Origin of the sequence: Ruminococcus callidus ATCC 27760, from assembly GCF_000468015.1 — a bacterium.
GTDB classification, from domain to species: Bacteria; Bacillota; Clostridia; order Oscillospirales; family Ruminococcaceae; genus Ruminococcus_C; species Ruminococcus_C callidus.
This window is the reverse complement of the sequence record NZ_KI260455.1, coordinates 1,724-2,875: the sequence shown is the minus strand read 5'-3', so window position 1 is coordinate 2,875 and position 1,152 is coordinate 1,724. Positions and strand designations below refer to the sequence as shown.

The 1,152-nt window shown below is 48.9% G+C and carries 1 protein-coding gene; it reads left to right on the top strand.

The window, feature by feature from the left end:
• Positions 1-1,152 (top strand): terminase large subunit (locus RUMCAL_RS11385; protein WP_021683040.1); only part of this gene is annotated, 1,152 nt, incomplete at both ends.

The window sequence follows — 1,152 nt, the reverse complement described above, 5'->3', positions numbered from 1 at the left end:
ACGGCTGTGCTGCCGACCGCCAACAGGCTGCCATAGTGTTTGATGTGGCTGCCGACATGGTGCGAATGTGCCCTGCCCTTTCCAAGCGAGTGAAGATCCTGACCTCACAAAAGCGTATCGTGTACATCCCGACCAACAGCTTTTATCAGGTGCTTTCGGCAGAAGCCTACTCCAAGCACGGTTTCAACATTCACGGGGTTGTGTTTGATGAACTGCATACGCAGCCGAACCGAAAGCTCTTTGATGTTATGACCAAAGGCTCCGGCGATGCCAGAATGCAGCCTTTGTATTTTCTCATCACCACAGCCGGAACGGACACAAATTCAATCTGCTATGAAGTTCACCAAAAGGCAAAGGACATTCTGGAGGGCAGAAAGCATGATCCGACTTTCTATCCGGTTATCTATGGTGCAGATGAATCCGAGGACTGGACTGACCCGAAGGTGTGGAAAAAAGCAAATCCGTCACTCGACAAGACAATCGGCATGGATAAGGTGTTGGCGGCGTGTAATTCTGCAAAGGAAACTCCCGGCGAAGAGAACGCTTTTCGACAACTGAGACTCAATCAATGGGTAAAACAGGCGGTACGTTGGATGCCGATGGAGAAATGGGACAAATGCAAGGTCGCTTTTGATGAATCCGAACTCGAAGGAAGAATCTGCTACGGTGGACTTGACCTTTCCTCTACAACGGATATTACAGCTTTTGTTTTGGTATTTCCTCCAACAGATGATGACGAGCATTACTACGTTCTGCCCTACTTCTGGCTGCCGGAAGAAATGTTGCCTTTAAGAGTTCGCCGTGACCACGTTCCCTATGATGTGTGGGAGCAGCAGGGTTATCTGAAAACAACGGAGGGCAATGTTGTCCACTATGGCTTTATCGAAAACTTCATCGATGAACTGGGGCAGAAATTCCATATCAAAGAAATTGCTTTTGACCGTTGGGGTGCGGTGCAGATGTCACAGAATCTGGAGGGACTTGGTTTTACGATGGTGCAATTCGGGCAAGGATACAAAGATATGTCACCGCCGACCAAGGAACTGATGAAGCTGACCTTGGAACAGACACTTGCCCACAACGGACACCCTGTTTTAAGGTGGATGATGGATAACATTTTCATTCGCCGTGACCCTGCCGGAAACATCAAGC